Annotated in this window: 16 protein-coding genes and 1 tRNA gene; 11 read left to right on the top strand and 6 right to left on the bottom strand. The window is 56.4% G+C overall.

Annotated features, from left to right (window positions below):
• Positions 1-3: 3 nt before the first annotated feature.
• Positions 4-249: an EF-hand domain-containing protein gene (locus AC2FIM_RS02885; RefSeq protein ID WP_142633639.1), complete on the top strand. Its 246-nt coding sequence runs from the start codon at positions 4-6 to the stop codon at positions 247-249.
• Positions 250-302: 53 nt separating this feature from the next.
• On the opposite strand, the gene AC2FIM_RS02880 is transcribed toward AC2FIM_RS02885, so the two are convergent.
• A complete protein-coding gene (locus AC2FIM_RS02880) occupies positions 303-1847 on the bottom strand; it encodes a trimethylamine methyltransferase family protein (RefSeq protein WP_496675744.1) in 1545 nt (514 codons plus the stop codon).
• A gap of 409 nt (positions 1848-2256) precedes the next feature.
• Between AC2FIM_RS02880 and AC2FIM_RS02875 the strand changes: the two genes are divergently transcribed.
• The 4 genes from AC2FIM_RS02875 (at position 2257) to AC2FIM_RS02860 (ending at position 7142) form a co-directional block, all read left to right on the top strand.
• Positions 2257-2769, top strand: coding sequence for an outer membrane protein (locus tag AC2FIM_RS02875; protein ID WP_496675741.1), 513 nt, complete (start codon positions 2257-2259; stop codon positions 2767-2769).
• Between the two features lie 318 nt (positions 2770-3087).
• Positions 3088-4653: a cysteine--tRNA ligase gene (gene cysS, locus AC2FIM_RS02870; RefSeq protein ID WP_496707786.1), complete on the top strand. Its 1566-nt coding sequence runs from the start codon at positions 3088-3090 to the stop codon at positions 4651-4653.
• A 78-nt stretch (positions 4654-4731) separates the two neighbouring features.
• Positions 4732-6363: a citramalate synthase gene (gene cimA, locus AC2FIM_RS02865; RefSeq protein ID WP_496707787.1), complete on the top strand. Its 1632-nt coding sequence runs from the start codon at positions 4732-4734 to the stop codon at positions 6361-6363.
• A 2-nt stretch (positions 6364-6365) separates the two neighbouring features.
• Entirely contained in the window at positions 6366-7142 is a 777-nt protein-coding gene (locus AC2FIM_RS02860; protein ID WP_271948062.1) for a squalene/phytoene synthase family protein, read from the top strand.
• Positions 7143-7145: 3 nt separating this feature from the next.
• Here AC2FIM_RS02860 and AC2FIM_RS02855 read toward each other — a convergent pair whose 3' ends face one another.
• Positions 7146-8372, bottom strand: a complete 1227-nt coding sequence (locus tag AC2FIM_RS02855; protein WP_271947239.1) for an MFS transporter — start codon at positions 8370-8372, stop codon at positions 7146-7148.
• A 96-nt stretch (positions 8373-8468) separates the two neighbouring features.
• Here AC2FIM_RS02855 and AC2FIM_RS02850 point away from each other — a divergent pair, with 96 nt between their 5' ends.
• Genes AC2FIM_RS02850 through AC2FIM_RS02835 form a run of 4 tightly spaced genes read left to right on the top strand, consistent with a single transcriptional unit; the run spans position 8469 to position 10566 of the window.
• A complete protein-coding gene (locus AC2FIM_RS02850) occupies positions 8469-9101 on the top strand; it encodes a DNA-3-methyladenine glycosylase family protein (RefSeq protein ID WP_271947237.1) in 633 nt (210 codons plus the stop codon).
• Positions 9098-9763 carry an alpha/beta hydrolase gene (locus AC2FIM_RS02845; RefSeq protein ID WP_142633653.1) on the top strand — a complete coding sequence of 222 codons (666 nt, stop codon included), beginning with the start codon at positions 9098-9100 and terminating at the stop codon, positions 9761-9763. The genes AC2FIM_RS02850 and AC2FIM_RS02845 overlap by 4 nt, the downstream gene beginning before the upstream one ends.
• A gap of 3 nt (positions 9764-9766) precedes the next feature.
• Complete coding sequence (locus AC2FIM_RS02840; RefSeq protein ID WP_142633655.1) at positions 9767-10270, top strand: GNAT family N-acetyltransferase; 504 nt, start codon at positions 9767-9769, stop codon at positions 10268-10270.
• On the top strand, positions 10264-10566 hold the full coding sequence (locus tag AC2FIM_RS02835; protein WP_142633657.1) for a putative quinol monooxygenase: 303 nt from the start codon (positions 10264-10266) through the stop codon (positions 10564-10566). The genes AC2FIM_RS02840 and AC2FIM_RS02835 overlap by 7 nt, the downstream gene beginning before the upstream one ends.
• A 2-nt stretch (positions 10567-10568) precedes the next feature.
• On the opposite strand, the gene AC2FIM_RS02830 is transcribed toward AC2FIM_RS02835, so the two are convergent.
• The gene (locus AC2FIM_RS02830; RefSeq protein WP_142633659.1) at positions 10569-10994 is read right to left on the bottom strand and encodes a VOC family protein; all 426 of its coding nucleotides are present in this window, start codon (positions 10992-10994) and stop codon (positions 10569-10571) included.
• Between the two features lie 31 nt (positions 10995-11025).
• Positions 11026-11631 carry a pseudouridine synthase gene (locus AC2FIM_RS02825; RefSeq protein WP_142633661.1) on the bottom strand — a complete coding sequence of 202 codons (606 nt, stop codon included), beginning with the start codon at positions 11629-11631 and terminating at the stop codon, positions 11026-11028.
• A gap of 210 nt (positions 11632-11841) precedes the next feature.
• Here AC2FIM_RS02825 and AC2FIM_RS02820 point away from each other — a divergent pair, with 210 nt between their 5' ends.
• Positions 11842-12429: an HNH endonuclease gene (locus AC2FIM_RS02820; RefSeq protein ID WP_142633663.1), complete on the top strand. Its 588-nt coding sequence runs from the start codon at positions 11842-11844 to the stop codon at positions 12427-12429.
• Here the strand turns inward: AC2FIM_RS02820 and AC2FIM_RS02815 are convergent.
• Both AC2FIM_RS02815 and AC2FIM_RS02810 read right to left on the bottom strand, forming a co-directional pair.
• On the bottom strand, positions 12426-12893 hold the full coding sequence (locus tag AC2FIM_RS02815; protein WP_496675716.1) for a disulfide bond formation protein B: 468 nt from the start codon (positions 12891-12893) through the stop codon (positions 12426-12428). The two genes, AC2FIM_RS02820 and AC2FIM_RS02815, sit on opposite strands and share 4 nt — an antisense overlap.
• The gene (locus AC2FIM_RS02810; protein ID WP_496691201.1) at positions 12890-13468 is read right to left on the bottom strand and encodes a YqaA family protein; all 579 of its coding nucleotides are present in this window, start codon (positions 13466-13468) and stop codon (positions 12890-12892) included. The genes AC2FIM_RS02815 and AC2FIM_RS02810 overlap by 4 nt, the downstream gene beginning before the upstream one ends.
• 145 nt (positions 13469-13613) lie before the next feature.
• Between AC2FIM_RS02810 and AC2FIM_RS02805 the strand changes: the two genes are divergently transcribed.
• Positions 13614-13699, top strand: a tRNA-Leu gene (locus AC2FIM_RS02805).
• Positions 13700-13847: the final 148 nt, after the last annotated feature.

The following is a 13847-nucleotide window of genomic DNA, read 5'->3' as shown; positions in this document are numbered from 1 at the left end:
ACAATGAAACTGAATACTCTGGTCACATTTTCCGCACTTGCTTTTGCTCTGCCGACTTTGGCTTTCGCGCAGTCTGCGGCTGATACCAATGGGGACGGCGTTCTGACAATCGAAGAAGTTCAGGCCGTCGTGCCAGACGTTGACGCAAACGGATTTGCAGCAATGGATGCAAATGGCGACGGCGCGCTGGATCAGGATGAAGTTGCAATCGCGCAGGAAGCCGGGTTGCTGCCATCCACAAACGGCTGATCAACAAATTATCAAGGCGGCCAGACGAAAATTCTGGCCGCCTTTCTAGGTGTTTATCTGGGTAGGTGAATGTTGAATTTACTGCGAATCTGCGCATCCAATGCCGGATCGAACTGTGCCGGAGAAGAGGTCGACAGGATTTCCAGTTTTCGCGCGGTCGCTTTTTCGATCAAGTCAGGTTTGCCAAGCTCGACCCATTCTTTCGGAGACGTTCGATCTCCATGTGCGGGATACACATAATCGGCCTGCATGCGCCCAAGTGTGGCATCGGTTCCCAAATAGTGACCGGGCCCACCAAGGCAAACCTCGGCCATCTGATCCAATGCCAGTGTTTCGTCAGATACTTCGATCCCGCGGACGCAGCGCATCGCCTGTCCGATAAGATCATCCCCTAAGATCAAGCTTTCAAAGCAAAAACCCAACAGAGACGAGTGCATCCCGGCGGATTCATAAACCATATTCAGGCCCGACAGGCCGGCCATGACGTTCGAGCACATCTGCTCCCATCCCGCTTGCATATCGGGCAATTTGGAATCCGACGCGCCTGCGGCGGCTCCGCCTGGCAGATCATAAAACTTGTGCATTTGGGCACAGCCTGCGCTGAGCAGAGCCTGTTCACCTGATCCTACGGACATGGCGCCTGTCCGAAGGTCCAACCCAAAGGGCCAGGTTCCAAAAATCGCCGGTGCACCTGGCTTTACGGCATTTACATAAACCAAACCGGCAAGACATTCTGCTGTCGCCTGGGCAATGGCGCCTGCGATTGTGGACGGAGCAGTTGCACCTGCCATTCCGGCCGAAAGAAGAAGAACAGGCATTCCTTCCTTGATGCATTCCTCCATCACCTGACAGCTTTCAGTGGCAAACTTCATGGGCGGTACGACAAAGCAGTTCGAGTTCGAGATGAATGGCCGCTCGCGCCACTTGTCTTCACCGCCTGCGATCATGTGGATTAGTTCCATCGCTGGCGCGACATAACTAGGATCGGTGAACGATGTGCCGATATGCTTGTAAGTGCCAGAACTACAAGCATAAATCGTGTTCAGGTCCATCTCGAGATTGTCGGAAATATCGCGACAAACCATCGGGCGTTGGACAAAATGGATGTTATCCAGCTGTTGGCAAATCCGCGCGGCATCGTGCAGATCCTGCACAGTCGAATCGCGGTATTCGCGGCCGTTGACTTCAACCATACTGACAGCGGCACCGGCGGTCCCATAGTGAACCTTTGCCCCCGACAATTCCAGGTCAGTTTGACCATCCCGGCTGAACAATGTGACCGAGCGGTTGGCTTTGGCAATGGTGTCTTCAACCAGCGCGCGCGGAAACCGGATGCGTCCGTCGTCGCCAAGTGTGCAGCCCGCGCCAACCAGATAGTCGATCCCGCTTTGCGGAGCATCCGCCAAACCTATGGTTTCAAGCGCCTGCAGCGCGGCCTCGTGAATGCGTTCGACTTGTGGCTGAGTCAGTGGCTTGTAGCGTCCGCCCTCCATTCCCGGGCGGATAGGGCGCAGATGATCAGGCAGAGCAGATGCGCGGGCAGCACGACGCGCAGCACGTCCGCCACTGCGGGAAGAGTTACGGGGTTGGTCGTTCATGTTTAGGATCCAATAGTGAGAAACGTATTTTGAGAGGCCTTACAAAAAGCCTGAAGGACGCCCCCTGGCAGCACGTCCCCGATCCGCGCCGATTGTGCGGCTGATCAGGTGGATTTTCCAAAATTCGTTCTGCATTTGGTTCCTCATCCAGTGGCCGCAGTGTTCCAATTCAGAACGGCATTATCTGTTCTATTTGCGACCTTGATGCCGAAAAGCGAAGCAAATTCTCAAGTGATTGTTGCCTAAAGATATTTTTCCCCGAGGCGGTCGAAATCTGCTATAATTTCTCTGCTTACTTGAATTGGGCCACTAGGCTAAACACTTTTTTAACGAATGCGGCCCAGTTTGTAGCAAATTGATCTGAATACTCGAAAGCATTTCTGAAAGGTTTTTGGTGAATCGTAGGAAGGTGCATATCGCATTAATTGTTGCTCTGGCGACATCCGGCTTCTCACCGGCTTTGGCCGAGGATTGGAGCGGTGCCTATGCGGGATTCAGCTTTGGCTATGCTGATGCACACGGGCCGAATGGTTCAAGCGGCAGCGACACCAGCTTTGGTCCTCATCTCGGGTATGACTTTGATTTCGGCAAGTTCGTGTTGGGTGGTGAGCTTGAGTATAACCGGCTGTCGCTGAATCTTGGTCAGGGCGAAGGCAGTCTGGATAGCATGACCCGGCTGAAACTGCGCGGCGGATACGATTTCGGTAATGCGTTGGGATATGTAGTTATCGGTGCGGCGCGCGTGGATTCCACGGTCGAAAACGATACCGCAGCGGTTTATGGCATTGGTGTCGCTTATCCGATTGGCAATAATTTCGTCATCAGCGGTGAGGCGCTGCGCCAGAATTTCAATGACGTTACCCGATCGAATGGGGGGCTGGATTCGAATGTGTTCAATCTGCGTACGACATTTCGGTTCTAGCAAGATTTCCAGATTGAATCTGATCTGAGCTGCCGAATTCACGACTATGAAGGTCTGGCGTTTGCGGAGCATGGCGTCGATTTCCTGTTCCAATTCAGGGCGTTCGCCAATCACTCCCCGGTCATGATAGAACGTAAGGCTTGGCGCGGCGGGATAGCCGTGCTAGAGGATGATCCATGAACCGGATGACCTGCATCATTATCTGCTGCATTACCTGCTGATTTATCAAGCGGGCCGGTTTCTTTCGTTTTCTTCCCTGAGACAAGTTGCTAAGCCCGCGCCAACGCGAGACGCTATGCCGTTCTTAGGAGCCGACAGATGAAGACGATCAAACTGCACAACACACGGACACGGACAAAAGAGGATTTCGTTCCGATCAGCGCCGACAATGTGCGGATGTATGTCTGTGGACCTACCGTCTATGACCGTGCCCATCTGGGTAACGCGCGGCCCGTGGTCGTGTTTGATGTGCTCTATCGTTTGCTGCGGCATGTTTATGGCGCAGATCATGTGACCTATGTGCGCAATTTCACCGATGTGGATGACAAGATCAACGCGACCGCCCTGGAACGCCAAAAGGCGGGGGCCGCGGGGACGTTGGAAGAGTTGGTGCAGGAACGATCGGATGAGACCATTGGCTGGTATCTGCACGACATGGGCGCGCTGGGGGCGTTGGAGCCGACCGAGATGCCGCGCGCGACGCAATATATTACTCAGATGGTCGCGATGATCGAGGATCTGATTGCCAAGGGTTACGCCTATGCGGCCGAAGGGCATGTTCTGTTCGCGGTGGACAGTTGGAAAGAGCAGTACGGAGCCCTGTCCGGTCGGTCCGTGGATGACATGATCGCGGGTGCCCGGGTCGAAGTTGCGCCGTATAAGAAGAACCCGATGGATTTCGTTCTGTGGAAACCGTCTACCGACGATTTGCCCGGGTGGGAGTCTCCTTGGGGCCGAGGGCGTCCGGGTTGGCATATCGAATGCTCGGCCATGAGCTATGAGCTGTTGGGTGAGAGCTTTGACATTCACGGTGGTGGCAACGATCTGATGTTCCCGCACCATGAAAACGAGATCGCCCAGAGCAAATGCGCCCACCCGCATGGGGAGTTCGCGCGTGTTTGGCTGCACAATGAGATGTTGCAGGTCGAGGGTAAGAAAATGTCCAAATCGCTGGGCAATTTCTTCACCGTGCGCGACCTTTTGGAAAAGAAAGTGCCCGGTGAGATAATTCGCTTTGTGTTCCTACAGACCCATTATCGCAAGCCGATGGACTGGACCGAGAAAAAGGCACGCGAAGCCAAAGCGACCTTGCTGAAGTGGCGGACGCTTACAAAGCACACCGAGCCCACAGCCAGCGCGGCACCCGCAGTCATCGCTGCGTTGAGCGATGATTTAAACACGGCGGGTGCCTTGGCCGAAATGCACCGTTTGGCTGCGAATGGAGAGGTTGGTGCGTTGTTGGCAAGTGGACATTTACTTGGCTTGTTGACCGAGGAGATGGGAGCTTGGGCAGAAGTTGAGGATAGTTTTGATGCAGCCGACTATGAGTGGGAAATCGAGCAATGGCAGACGTTGCTAACGAACATCAAAACGGAAGCGATGAGTTTGATGAAGGCGGGCAACAAAGAGGCCGGTAACCGACTTTTTGAGTTGCGATCTGATCTAAGAGACCGTGTTCTAAAGGGGCTAGGTTTTGAAGTGAAAGACACAAAAGTTGGATATGTTTGGACGCCGGTACTTGTCATTAGGACCCCGGACGGAAAAATAAATGATGAACGTATCGAGCGAAGCCAGAGCAATATTGTACCGCAAACCCGCCTCCAATTAGAGCTTGCTCATGTTGAGGGCGAAAACAAGTTCAAAGAACTGCTCGCGACACTCTAACAAACAACAATGGTTTGCCTTCGACCCAAGGATGGGGGCGAACCTAGATGCAAGTGCGGCCTAAGAAGGAGCCATGCTGTGACCGAACGCCTCTACCTCTACGACACCACGCTGCGCGATGGGCAGCAGACGCAGGGCGTGCAGTTCTCGACCGCTGAGAAGGTGCAGATCGCGCAGGCTCTGGACCAGTTGGGTGTGGATTACATCGAAGGTGGTTGGCCCGGTGCGAACCCGACTGACAGTGCGTTTTTTGATGCCGCGCCGAGAACTGCGGCGCGGTTGACTGCTTTTGGGATGACCAAACGCGCGGGCCGGTCGGCTGAGAATGACGATGTTCTAGCGGCGGTGATGAACGCAGGCACGAAGGCAGTGTGTCTTGTGGGCAAGTCGCATGATTACCACGTGACCCAGGCGCTGGGGATCACTCTGGAGGAGAATGTCGAGAACGTGCGCGCCTCGGTTGCGCATATCGTGGCGCAGGGGCGTGAGGCGTTGTTTGACGCCGAGCATTTCTTTGACGGCTACAGGGACAATCCCGGATATGCGGTTGAGGTCTGCAAAGCCGCTTTAGAGGCCGGAGCTCGCTGGGTTGTTCTGTGTGACACCAATGGGGGCGCATTGCCCGGTGAAGTGTCGCGGGTTGTGGCCGAGGTGATTGCCGCAGGCCTGCCCGGGGATCGTTTGGGCATTCATACGCATAATGATACGGAAAATGCGGTTGCATGCTCTCTGGCTGCTGTGGATGCGGGCGTGCGTCAGGTTCAGGGAACGCTGAACGGGTTGGGCGAGCGTTGCGGGAATGCAAATCTGACCGCCTTGATCCCGACCTTGTTGCTGAAAGAGCCTTATGTGTCGCAGTTTGATATCGGGGTCAGCGTCGGGGCCTTGGCGGGTCTGACTCGGGTCAGCCGTATGTTGGACGAAATCCTGAACCGGGTGCCCAGCAAGCAAGCGGCCTATGTGGGTGCGTCGGCTTTTGCACATAAGGCGGGGCTGCATGCCAGCGCGATCCTGAAGGATCCGTCGACATACGAACATGTCGATCCGGCGACTGTCGGCAATGCACGGATCATCCCGATGTCGAACCAGGCGGGGCAGTCGAATCTGCGTAAACGCCTGACTGAGGCCGGCCTGAGCGTGGAAAGTGGTGATCCGGCGCTGGGGCGCATTCTTGACCGGATCAAGCAGCGCGAGGCCGAAGGCTATTCTTATGACACCGCCCAGGCCAGTTTTGAGCTGTTGGCGCGCGATGAGCTGGGCCAGTTGCCCGCGTTTTTCGAGGTCAAACGCTATAAGGTCACGGTCGAGCGGCGGAAGAATAAATACGACAAGATGGTCAGCCTGTCCGAGGCGGTTGTCGTGGTGAAGGTCGACGGGGAAAAGAAGCTGTCGGTCAGTGAATCTCTGGACGAAGATGGCAGCGACCGAGGGCCGGTGAACGCTTTGGCCAAGGCTCTGGCCAAGGATCTTGGGCAGTATTCGCGGATATTGGACGACATGCATCTGGTCGATTTCAAGGTGCGGATCACCCAAGGCGGAACCGAGGCCGTGACGCGGGTCATCATCGACAGCGAAGACGGGCAGGGGCGGCGCTGGTCAACTGTCGGGGTCAGCGCGAACATAGTGGATGCGTCGTTTGAGGCCCTATTGGATGCGATCCAGTGGAAGCTTGTACGGGATTGCCGTCCTCGGGCGGTGGTGGCCGAGTGACGGTGCAGTTCAATGACGATCTGAAGGCTTGTGCTGCATTGGTGCATCGCGCCGATCCGGACCGGTTCATGGCGGCGATGGCCGCGCCGATTGCTGCACGTTCGGTTCTGTTTCCGATCTATGCGCTGAATGTCGAGGTCGCCCGAGCGCCCTGGGTCACGCAAGAGGCGATGATTGCCGAAATGCGCCTGCAATGGTGGCGCGATGCATTGCAGGAAATTGCTGAAGGTCCGACTGTGCGTCGACATGAGGTCGTGACGCCGTTATCGCAGGTTCTTTCCCCACATCTGGCGGTGATGCTGGATGAATACGTGGCCGTAAGGCGCTGGGATATCTATCGCGATCCTTTCGAGGACGAGGCCCATTTCGAGGCCTACCTCAATCACAGCTCAGCCAGTTTGATGGTCGCGTCGGCGCAATCTTTGGGTGAGGCCGACGAGCTTGTGTTGCGAGATTTCGGCTATGCCGTTGGCGTAGCGAACTGGTTGCGCGCAATCCCGGATCTTGAAGCGCGCAGGCGTATTCCTTTGTTGGATGGAACACCCGATGCAGTGCGCGATCTGGCGCAAAAGGCTCTGAACCGGTTGCGGCGCGCACAGGGACAGCGTCTGGCGATTTCACCAGAGGCGCGCCCGGCGCTTTTGGCGGGTTGGCAATCTGAATGGGTGTTGCGCAAGGCGATTGCTCAGCCAGATCGCGTGGCCGCAGGGAATTTGATGCAGGGTGAGGTTCGGCGCCGGGTTTCCCTGATGTGGAAGGTGGTCCGGGGTCGCTGGTAGACCTCAGACCGTTTCGGGATCGGACGGGCGCAGAACCAACCAAAGCAATGCGCCCCCGGCCAGAGTCAACAATGGAACCATGGCAAGGTTTACCGCGGTCCAGCCTTCAACCGGTGAGCCGCCAGAGCAGTTCATTAACCCACCCGAAGCAAGTGAAGCCAGTGTGACGCCACCGAATACCAGCAGGTCGTTCAGACCCTGCATACGGCCACGCTCGTTGATGTCATGCGATGCCGCCAACATGGTGGTCGCGCCAATAAAGCCAAAATTCCAACCGACGCCCAGCAAGATCAGAGCGATGAAGAAGTTTTCGAGCTCAACCCCTTGCAAGGCGACAACGCCAGCACCGGCAAGGATTGCCAGACCAAGAGCTACGATCTTTTCGACGCCAAAACGGGCAATCAACTGGCCGGTGAAGAAACTGGGGATGTACATGGCGAGAACGTGAAAAGAGACCACATCTGCCGCGTCATTGGCTGTGTAGCCACAACCAACCACTGCCAGCGGAGTGGATGTCATGACCAGATTCATCAACGCATAAGAAACCATTGCGCAGATGATGGCCACGGCGATGCGCGGCGTCTTTAGCATCTCAAGCCGGGTGCGTCCGGTCGGGGCCCCCTCAGCGGCTTTTGCAGGCGTGGGGATGTCCAGAAAGAAAAACAAGACCGAACCCAGAATGTTGAGCACAATCACCGCCAGATAGGTGCCCAGGAATGGGATCACATAGGCGGTTGAGGTCAGCTTAACGATTTGGGGGCCAATGAGCGCGGCGGCCAGACCGCCGGCCATGACGTATGAGATTGCCTTAGGGCGAAAGGCGTCCGAGGCTGTGTCCGCGGCGGCAAAGCGATAGAATCCGTGCGCGCTCATATAGATTCCGGTCAGCAGACTGCCCGCCAGGAAGACCGGGAACGAGGCCAGATACAAACCGTAGGCCCCAACCAGCCCCCCGCAGGCACCTGCCGTTGCCCCAACCAGAAACCCTGCGCGCCGTCCCCAGCGTTGCATTATGGCCGAAATCGGTGTTGCCGCCAGCATTGACCCCAGCACGATCAACGAGATGGGCAGGGTTGCTAGACAGGCATTGGTGGCCAGCGACTGCCCGGCCAGACCGCCAACAATAAAGATCATCGGCATCTGCGATCCCAGAATGGCCTGAGCTGCGACCAGAACAGCGACATTACGCTTGGCCTGACTGTTATCCGGGATCGTGAGTGTCATTGTCATGCGCCAATGCGTAGCGATGAAAGCAGGGTCATACAAGACGGTTGCATCTGCGACAAAGCACCCTAACGTGCTGCTGACCAATTTGCCGGAGCGCGCATGTCCGTCGGACGTATCATTGAAACCCCCGATTGCGTGGCCGAGGGGGCCAAGTGGCTGGCCGAGACCTGTCCGCGCATGGCCTATGCGATGGACCAGACCGGGCCTTTGCCGCTGCGCCGTAAGCCTGACGGGTTTGCCCAGCTGCTAAGTGCGATTGTCAGCCAACAGGTCAGTGTGGCCTCGGCGAACGCAATCTGGAAACGACTGCAAGATGCAAAACTGACGGGCCCACGCAAAATCATGTGGGCCACCGATGAGGATTTGCGTGCGGTGGGCCTTAGCCGCCAAAAGATCGGATATGCCCGAGCGCTTGCGGAGGCTCGTATTGATTACAAGGCGTTACGCGACGCACCTGATGAGGATGTTGTGGCGATCCTGACCGAAATTTCAGGCATAGGCGTCTGGACTGCCGAGATTTACGCGATATTTTCTCTGGGCCGTGCCGATGTGATTGCACCGGGCGACCTTGCGCTGCAAGAGGCCGCGCGCATCCTCTATGATTTACCCAAGCGCCCTACGGATAAAGAACTGCGCCGGATGGCCGAAGCGTGGTCACCCTGGCGGTCGGTTGCAGCGCGGGTGTTGTGGGCCTATTACCGGGTCGCAAAAGAACGAGAAGGGATCAGATGACACGGGTTTTGAATGCGCTCCGAAAAGAGCCGGTTTCGGGCGATACGCGCTCGGTCGTGGTGTTCGTGCATGGCTATGGCGCCAACGGGGCCGACTTGCTGGGGCTGGCCGATGTGTTGGGCGAGCACTTGCCGGACACGCTGTTCGTTGCCCCTGACGCGCCCGAGCAGATCCCGGGTATGCCCAATGGCTTTCAGTGGTTCCCGATCCCGTGGATTGATGGCTCTTCCGAAGAAGAATCGCGCCGCGGGATGGAAATGGCGGCGGATGACTTCGACGCTTTCCTCGATGCGTTGATGGTGGACGAAGACGTTCTGCCCGAGCAGGTGGTTCTGTTCGGATTTTCGCAAGGCACGATGATGAGCCTGCATGTCGCCCCGCGCCGCGAGGACCCAGTGGCCGGGATAGTAGCCATTTCAGGACGCCTTCTGGAACCCGATCTGCTGCCGGATGAAACAGTCAGCCGCATGCCGGTCCTACTGGTACATGGCGACGCCGATGACGTCGTGCCGCCACAATCATTGCCCGAAGCCGCCGAGGCCCTGCAAGCGGCTGAGTTCAAAGAGGTCTATGCCCATGTCATGAAGGGCACCGGCCACGGTATTGCCCCGGATGGTCTTAGCGTCGCACTGGCTTTCATGCGTGACAAGCTGAGCCTTTAAGCAATGATTGCGGTCCGCCCCATGATGCCCGAGGATGTCGCAGCAGCTTGCGATTTGCTCAACCAGATCATCGCCATTGGTGGTACGACTGCGAATGAAACCCCTTTCTCCGAGGCGCAGTTTGCGCAGAGTTATCTGGAGGGGCAGGATAAGATATGCTGCCACGTGGCGCTGGATGCGCAAGGTGAGGTTTCCGGGTTTCAATGGCTCGGGGTGAATGACGCACTTCCCGACGATTGCGCTGACATTGCAACCTTCACCCGCCGCGAACCGGTATTGAAGGGGGCAGGGCGTGCCTTGTTTGAAGAAACCGCCAAATTTGCCGTAGGGGTTGGGCTCGGTTCCATCAGCGCGACAATAAGGGCCGATAACCGGATGGGCCTGAACTATTACGAGAAGATGGGATTCCAAGATTACTCGGTTGATTTTGGTGTGCCCCTTCGTGACGGCACGCCGGTCGACAGGATTACCAAACGGATTGATCTGAGATTAGAGATACCATGCTGATCGTAACCGGAACTATCGAAATTACGCCGGAAGGTGCCGAGGCTGCCAGAAAAGCTGCGCAGGAAATGGTTGCCGAGACGGTGAAGGAAGCAGGCTGCACGGTCTATGAATTCAGCCAGATTCTGGGTCATGCCAATCGGTTTCGGGTTTACGAAGAATGGGAAAGTCAGGCCGCGCTCGAGGCGCATTTTGCCACACCGCACATGGCAACATTTCAGGCGGTGCTGGGCAAGGTCGGAGTGACTGAAAGTCTAATCTATCGGATCACGGGAGGTGACAAGAAACCGCTGCGGTGATCCTAGTCCCATAAGGAAGGCTCGGCGAATTCGATGGAATTCCCGGACGGGTCGCGAACGTATAAAGACAGTACTCCGTTCGGCCATTCAAATTCAGCGTCTACGGGCACGTTCCAGTCTATAAGATGTTTTCGCATCACCGCGATTTGCGCGCGCGCCATGCCAAAGCAGGCATGACCCGGACCTTGGGCGCCATGGGCGGGAACAGGCAGGCGCGGGTTGCCCGGAGGTTTTTCGGTCTCTGCCGCATTGAATAGCAGCAACACTGAACCACCCACCTTGTAGAACACATGCCGGTTGGCGACACGCTGGATTTGCTCAAGCGCCAGAACGTCCCCATAGAAATGCTCTGCAGCATCCAGGTCGTCGACATAAAGTGACGCTTCTAAAAGGCCGGTTGGCTGCGGAATGTCAGGTGATACCTTCATTCCGCTATCCTATCACAAATAGGCGTTTCGGTCACCGACGTGGGCGCCGGTCCCGTTTGCGCGAAGAAGATGGTGCGAGGGCAGGCATAGATAGGCTATCCCATTGCCCCGGCTCAAGCCCGTCCAATGTCCAGTCGCCTATCCGGGCGCGGATCAGTCGAAGGGTCGGGTGCCCAACGGCCGCCGTCATCCGGCGCACTTGCCTGTTTCGACCTTCTCGAAGGACCAGTTCGACCCAACAATCCGACACCGTCTGCCGCACTCTAATCGGCGGGTCGCGCGGCCATAATGCCTCGGGCTGATCCATCAATCGCGCCTTGGCAGGGCGGGTCAAGCCCTCCTTCAGCTCAACACCATCGCGCAGGGCTTTTAGGGCGGAGGCGTCTGGCTCCCCTTCGACCTGCACCCAATAGGTCTTAGCCATTTTATGCTTGGGATCGGCTATCTGCGCCTGCAGGCGACCATTGTCGGTCAACAGCATCAAACCTTCGCTATCGCGGTCCAATCGCCCGGCCGGATACACATCCGGCAGATCAATGAAATCCGACAGCGTCCTGCGCGGAGACTCCGCATTCGCGCGATCCGTGAACTGTGGCAATACATCGAATGGTTTATTGAAGCGGATGAACCAGGACATTACCCGCCATAGCCCGGCGATCGAATTGGTGCAACCTGTGGATAACTGTCATCGGCCTGTTACGGATTCGGAATACTCAATCCCCGAGATATTGTGGAAACTCAGGGCTTGTCAGAGCTTTAACACGATATATAGTAAAGCTAAGGCCGGGGCGGGGGTTCTCCGCTCTGATGTCAAAATAGGCAGAGCAGAGCGTGGAGCGATTCTGATATGGACGGAGACTTCAGGACCGAATTTGTCAGGGAACCCGGTGCGCTCAAGCATCATCCGGCATTGGTTTTGAACGCCGATTACCGCCCCTTGTCCTACTATCCACTATCGCTCTGGCCGTGGCAGGAGGCCATAAAAGCTGCCTGGCTGGACAGAGTGGATATCGTCGCCGAATATGACGAAGTTGTCCGAAGCCCGAGCACCGAGATACGAATACCCTCGGTCGTTGTGCTGAAAGATTATGTAAAACCCAGAAAGCGCGTGGCCTTCACGCGCTTTAATTTATTTCTGAGGGATGAATTCCGCTGCCAATACTGTGGCAGCCGTGGGGATCTGACCTTTGATCACGTGATCCCGCGCGCGGCGGGCGGGGTGACAAGCTGGCAGAACGTTGTTGCGGCCTGTAGCCCATGTAACTTGCGCAAAGGGTCTAAATCACTACGGCAAGCAGGAATGACATTGCGCAAGCCTCCGCGGCAGCCGGATGCCGAGGCTTTGCGCAACGTTGGACGAAAATTCCCACCGAACCACCTGCATGACAGTTGGATCGACTTTCTCTATTGGGATGCGGAACTGGACGAGCTCTAACGGCCTTCACGCCACGCGGCGAACCAGAGCAGAACCAGAACGAAAGAGAAAGCGGCATTCCATCCGGCCATGGAAACACCAAATAACTCCCATGGAATATCATCACAGCGTACCAGTGGTGCCGACATGATCTGATCCAGCAGTTCTTCTGCCGACAGACCGCCGATGCTGCTTGATGTGCAGCTTGAAGGACCTTCCCACAAACCGCGTTCTACACCAGCGTGATAGACACCAATGACCGCAGTGGTCAGCGCCGCCATGACGCCTAAAAGAGGGAGGATCGCCAGCCGAGGTAGCGCAAGCGCCACAGCGCCGATCAGGATGGCGACGCCATGTGGATAGCGTTGCCAAATGCACATTTTGCAGGGTGGAAGCCCGCCGAGATACTGAAACGCAAAGGCCCCAAGCAGCAATGCCACAGATCCAAACGTGGCAACCAGGACCAGTAAATTTCGTCTTGTCATAAGAATTTCACCGCTAGGAACCCGCCGAACAGAAGGATGATGAACAGGGTAAACATAAGGCCCAGCCGCTTTTCTATAAAGCTGCGGATCGGCTCTCCGAAGCCCCAAAGCAAACCTGCGACGATGAAGAACCGTATCGCTCGGGCCAGAATCGAGGTGGCAATGAAGGTGCCCAGAGGCATCCCTGTCCAGCCGGACATGATGGTGATGACCTTATAGGGAAAAGGCGTAACCCCAGCGGCCAGAACAGCCCAGAAACCAAAGTCATTGAACCGTGTGTTGAACTCTTCCATGGCGTGGGCTTTGCCCATGGATTCAAGGATGGGCTGACCGAGGCTTTCATAAAAGAACGCGCCGATTGCATAGCCTAACATACCGCCCAAAACCGAAGCTACCAGTGCAACAGAAGCAATCAGCCAGGCCCGGGAGGGTCGGGCAAGGATCATGGGGATCATCAGAACGTCCGGCGGTATCGGAAAGAAAGAGCTTTCGATGAAGGAAACAATAGCCAGCGCCCACAAGGCATTCGGGTGTTCTGCCAGGCGAATGGTCCAGTCATAAAGAGGTCGCAGCATCAGGTGCAATTTCCCTGTACATGTGTTGGGTAAGCCAAATCATGCGCCCCGCAGGCCGTCAACCTTGCAGGCTGGAACATTCCTTAATCAGGGTGTTTTTTGCCTCTGGACCTTCTCGATTTTGAACGCTAATTCAGTGTCCGTGGCCCAAGTGGCGGAATGGTAGACGCAGGGGATTCAAAATCCCCCGGTAGTGATACCGTGCCGGTTCGAGTCCGGCCTTGGGTACCAAAGTAAAAACAGAGGGTTAGGGGAACCTGCCTTCTGTTTTTTCTTTTCGGCAGTTCTAATTGCTCGCATTCCCAACTCACACGTTCGCGTTCTGGTCAGAATTCCCGAAGTCAAAAGCGCATAATTGGATTTGTTTGCGGTCACTGCG

Source organism: Ruegeria sp. CDSC052 (genome assembly GCF_059610685.1).
Note: the sequence above shows the minus strand (reverse complement) of the source record. Positions and strands in the feature narration are given on the sequence as shown.

Bases quoted from the DNA above. Each gene is read 5' to 3' on its own strand.
- AC2FIM_RS02880 (WP_496675744.1), bottom strand. From the start codon at position 1,847: ATGAACGACCAACCCCGTAACTCTTCCCGCAGTGGCGGACGTGCTGCG.
- AC2FIM_RS02815 (WP_496675716.1), bottom strand. From the start codon at position 12,893: ATGACAAGACGAAATTTACTGGTCCTGGTTGCCACGTTTGGATCTGTG.
- AC2FIM_RS02850 (WP_271947237.1), top strand. From the start codon at position 8,469: ATGTCCGTCGGACGTATCATTGAAACCCCCGATTGCGTGGCCGAGGGG.
- AC2FIM_RS02825 (WP_142633661.1), bottom strand. From the start codon at position 11,631: ATGTCCTGGTTCATCCGCTTCAATAAACCATTCGATGTATTGCCACAG.
- AC2FIM_RS02810 (WP_496691201.1), bottom strand. From the start codon at position 13,468: ATGCTGCGACCTCTTTATGACTGGACCATTCGCCTGGCAGAACACCCG.
- AC2FIM_RS02840 (WP_142633655.1), top strand. From the start codon at position 9,767: ATGATTGCGGTCCGCCCCATGATGCCCGAGGATGTCGCAGCAGCTTGC.
- cysS (WP_496707786.1), top strand. From the start codon at position 3,088: ATGAAGACGATCAAACTGCACAACACACGGACACGGACAAAAGAGGAT.
- AC2FIM_RS02845 (WP_142633653.1), top strand. From the start codon at position 9,098: ATGACACGGGTTTTGAATGCGCTCCGAAAAGAGCCGGTTTCGGGCGAT.
- AC2FIM_RS02885 (WP_142633639.1), top strand. From the start codon at position 4: ATGAAACTGAATACTCTGGTCACATTTTCCGCACTTGCTTTTGCTCTG.
- AC2FIM_RS02820 (WP_142633663.1), top strand. From the start codon at position 11,842: ATGGACGGAGACTTCAGGACCGAATTTGTCAGGGAACCCGGTGCGCTC.
- AC2FIM_RS02830 (WP_142633659.1), bottom strand. From the start codon at position 10,994: ATGAAGGTATCACCTGACATTCCGCAGCCAACCGGCCTTTTAGAAGCG.
- AC2FIM_RS02855 (WP_271947239.1), bottom strand. From the start codon at position 8,372: ATGACAATGACACTCACGATCCCGGATAACAGTCAGGCCAAGCGTAAT.
- AC2FIM_RS02835 (WP_142633657.1), top strand. From the start codon at position 10,264: ATGCTGATCGTAACCGGAACTATCGAAATTACGCCGGAAGGTGCCGAG.